Annotated in this window: 2 protein-coding genes and 1 pseudogene; 2 read left to right on the forward strand and 1 reads right to left on the reverse strand. The window is 73.1% G+C overall.

Annotation, left to right across the window (positions count from 1 at the left end):
- A pseudogene (locus ACLEQD_RS40115) lies at positions 1 to 229 on the forward strand (HEAT repeat domain-containing protein); the annotation flags it as partial.
- Positions 226 to 1,002 (forward strand): TatD family hydrolase, encoded by a 777-nt coding sequence (locus tag ACLEQD_RS40120; RefSeq protein WP_410391218.1) that lies wholly within the window; start codon positions 226 to 228, stop codon positions 1,000 to 1,002. The pseudogene ACLEQD_RS40115 and the gene ACLEQD_RS40120, both read left to right, overlap by 4 nt.
- Here ACLEQD_RS40120 and ACLEQD_RS40125 read toward each other — a convergent pair.
- The gene (locus tag ACLEQD_RS40125) at positions 989 to 2,956 is read right to left on the reverse strand and encodes an HD domain-containing phosphohydrolase (protein WP_410391219.1); all 1,968 of its coding nucleotides are present in this window, start codon (positions 2,954 to 2,956) and stop codon (positions 989 to 991) included. The genes ACLEQD_RS40120 and ACLEQD_RS40125 overlap by 14 nt on opposite strands.
- Positions 2,957 to 3,130 lie beyond the last annotated feature (174 nt).

A 3,130-nucleotide genomic window follows, 5' to 3' on the forward strand; every position in this document is an offset into this window, starting at 1 on the left:
CGCCGCCGCGCGCGGGCTGGGCCGGTTGGGAGATGCCCGGGCGCTGCCCTGGCTGCTCGCCGTGCTGGAGGACCGGAGCGCGGCGGAGGACGACCGGCTGGACGCGGCGGATGGCCTCTGGCGCCTGGGCGTGGCGGAGGGGCTGGAGCGCGTGCGCGCCGCCGTGCCCACCTTCGCCTCGGAAGAGGCGCGCACGGAGCTGGAAGAGCTGTTTCGGGAGAGCCCATGAGACTGGTTGATGCGCACTGCCACCTGGAGCCGAAGGACTACGCGGACGTGGCGCCGGTGCTGGAGCGCGCCCGCGCCGCGGGGCTGGTGCACGCGGTGCTGGTGGGCCAGTTCCACGGCCCCGGTGACTGGGGGCACGCGCTGGAGGTCGCCGCCCGGCACCCGGACTTCCTGTCGCCCACGCTGGGCATCCACCCGCACGAGGCCGCCCGCGCGACGGAGGCGGACTTCGAGATGCTGGAGCGCACCTGCGCGCGGCCGGAGCTGCGCGCCGTGGGCGAGGCCGGGCTGGACTACTACTACGACCACTCGCCGCGCGAGGTGCAGGCCACCGTCTTCCGGCGCCAGTGCGCGCTCGCGAAGCGCCTGTCCAAGCCGCTGGTGGTGCACGTGCGCGACGCGCATGACGACTGCGAAGCGGCCCTGGCGGCGGAGGACGTCACGAACGGCGTCATCCACTGCTTCACCGGCGACACGGCCGCGGCCCGCAAGTACCTGGACCGGGGCTTCTACATCTCGCTGTCGGGCGTCGTGACCTACAAGAAGACGGAGGCCCTCCAGGACGCGGTGCGCTTCGCGCCGCTGGAGCGCCTGATGGTGGAGACGGACAGCCCCTTCCTCGCGCCGGTGCCCCACCGCGGCCGCAAGAACGAGCCCGCGCACGTGCTGGAGACGGCGAGGAAGGTGGCGGAGCTGAAGGGCGTCTCGCTGGAGGAGGTGGCCCGCGTCACCACCGCGAACGCGGTCCGCCTCTTCAACCTCACGCTGGGCTGAGCGCGTTGGCCAGGGCCTCCAGGTCCTGGTCCAACTGCGGCATGTCCAGCAGCAGCGCGTCCGGGTCGTAGACGAAGTCCGCCTGCTTCATCTTCAGCAGGGCCTGCAGCGCGGGCTCCCCCGAGTGGCCGCCGAACGCCGCGTGCACCACGCGTCCGCGCTCCAGGTGCAGCGAGCCCTCCAGCGTGTGGTGCCGCAGCTGGAGCTTCCCGCTCTTCTTGCCGCCGCCCAGCGTGCGCAACAGCTCCTTCGGGGGCAGCTCGTCGAAGCTGCCGCGCACCACCCGGCCCGGGCCGTTGTGCTGCACCCGGTCCTGGAAGAGGGACAGCACCGTGCGGGCCACCTCCGCCTTGTCGCCCGGGGACAGCACCGCCGTCGCGCCCGCCATGAGCAGCCGCTCGCGCGCCTGCGCATCCGGTTCGCCCACCACGGCGATGGGCAGGCCCGCGCTCTCCGGCGTGGAGCGCACGGCCTCCAGCAGGTCCATCACCTCCTGCTGGCCCAGCCGCAGGCTCACCACCAGCACGTCGCAGTCCTGCCGCGCCAGGCCGTCCAGCGCGCCGTCCAGCGTGGACAGTGCGTGCGCCACCAGCTCCTGCTTGAGCACCGCCTCCAGCAGCTCGCCGCGCGTGGCCTCGTCCGGCTCCGCGATGAGCACCTGCCGGCCCTCGCTGGCCAGCCGGTGCACCAGCAGCGAACCGCTCTGGAGCTGGCCGACGATGTCCGCCACCACCGGGTCGTAGAGCACGCCCGCGTGCTGCTTGAGGTGCTCCAGCGCCTGCTGCTTGGTGAAGACGCGGCCGTGCGCGTTGCCCGGGTTCTTGGTCAGCTCCAGGAAGCTGTCCACCGCCGCCAGGATGCGCGCGCCCAGGGTGATGTCCTCGCCCTTGGCGCCCTGGGGCGTGCCGGAGCCGTCCCAGGCCTCGTACAGCTGCGCGAGGATGGTGTTCACCTGCGCGGGCAGGTGCACCGTCTCGAAGAGCTTCGTGGGCGCGCGGCAGCACGCCTTCGCCTGCGCCTTCCACTCGGCGTTGGCCGCGTTGCTCGCCAGCGAGTAGTGGCGCTCCGGCGGCTTGCCCAGGTCGTGCAGGTACGCGGCGATGGACAGCGCCGCCAGCTCCTTGTGGGGCATGCCCATGCGCTGGCCGACGATGCCCGCCTGCCGCGCCAGCTGCGCGGAGTGTCCCCGGTGCCGGGGCCGGTCCTGCTCCAGCAGGCCCACCATCAGGCTCAGCGTCTCCACGTAGTCCGTGTCGCTGATGAGCCCGCGCGGGCCGCCCGGCTCGCGCCGCTGCGTGGAGACGCGCGCCACGTTGGTGCCGCTGCCGGCGCGCTGCAGCCGCATCCGCGCGTCCGTCTCCAGCCGCATGCTCAGGCTGGTGGCGCTCCGGCCCGCGGAGGAGCCGCCGCGCCCGGGCTCCGCGCCCACGTGCGTGTTGGACGGGGTGTCCGGACGGCGGGGTCCGTTGGAGGCGCTGGGGCCTTCCAAGAGCGTGGTGAACGCCGTGGGGTCGCCGTAGTAGTGCTTGCGGATGGCCGCGGAGATGGCGCTGCGCAGGCCGATGTACGCGTAGACCTCCGACATGCCGGTGACGAGGGCGATCTCGTCGAGCAGCGACTTGTTCTGCGGCTCGGCGGCCACCACCGACAGCAGCTTGCGCTCCGGGTCGATGGCCAGCGGGAGCACGTTCTGCGCTTCCGCCAGCCGCACCGGCAGCTTGTCCAGGACCTTCGTGTCGATGCGGGCCTTGGCCAGCTTGTCCGCGGTGACGAAGCGGGTCTGGAACTCGTTGGCCAGGAGCCGCAGCAGCGCGGCCTCCTGGAGCAGGCCCAGCTCCACCAGACAGTCCCCCAGCTTGTGGCCGGTGATCTTCTGGTGCTCCAGACCCTGCTCCACGGCCCCGGGGGTCACGAGGCCGGCCTCAATCAACCGCTCTCCCAGCCGCTTCGCCATGGACTTCAGCCCTCCGAGGAGCCACCGCCCTCACCACCGGACTTCGCGGGCGCGGACGGGGCCAGCGCGCTGAACGGCTTGAAGGTCAGCTCGCCGGGCAGGCTCTTGGGGTCGCGCGGCGGACGGTCCTCGCGCGGAGGCCGCGGCGGGCGCTCCTCGCGGGGGCCACGCTCC

The organism is Corallococcus sp. 4LFB (assembly GCF_046520365.1).
Taxonomy (GTDB): domain Bacteria; phylum Myxococcota; class Myxococcia; order Myxococcales; family Myxococcaceae; genus Corallococcus; species Corallococcus caeni.